This window comes from Ensifer sp. Root954, assembly GCF_001429005.1.
Lineage (GTDB): Bacteria > Pseudomonadota > Alphaproteobacteria > Rhizobiales > Rhizobiaceae > Ensifer > Ensifer adhaerens.
The window spans coordinates 44,462-44,894 of record NZ_LMJM01000004.1 but is presented as its reverse complement, the minus strand read 5'-3'; the positions used below and the strand labels follow the sequence as shown (position 1 = coordinate 44,894).

Below are 433 nucleotides of genomic sequence, written 5' to 3'. Positions count from 1 at the left end.
CAATCACGGCAACTACATCGTATCGCTTGGGCTCGTCTGTCGCTGGCTGGCGACAAAGGCGGAGGAACTCGGCGTCGAGATCTATCCGGGCTTTGCCGCCACCGAAGTGCTCTACAACGACGAGGGTGCCGTCATCGGGGTCGCCACCGGCGACATGGGCATCGAGCGCAACGGCGAGCCGGGCCCGAACTTCGCCCGCGGCATGGCGCTGCTCGGCAAATACACGCTGATCGGCGAGGGCGTGCGCGGTTCGCTCGCCAAGCAGCTGATCGCCAAGTTCGATCTCTCCAGGGACAGCGACGTTCAGAAGTTCGGCATCGGCCTGAAGGAGCTCTGGCAGGTCAAGCCCGAGAACCATCGTCCGGGTCTGGTGCAGCACTCGTTCGGCTGGCCGCTCGGCATGAAGACCGGTGGCGGCTCGTTCCTCTATCAC

Annotated in this window: 1 protein-coding gene; it reads left to right on the top strand. The window is 64.4% G+C overall.

Annotation, left to right across the window (positions count from 1 at the left end; translation table 11 throughout):
• Positions 1 to 433: NAD(P)/FAD-dependent oxidoreductase (locus tag ASE71_RS36705; RefSeq protein WP_413814625.1), on the top strand; the 433-nt coding region annotated here is incomplete at both ends.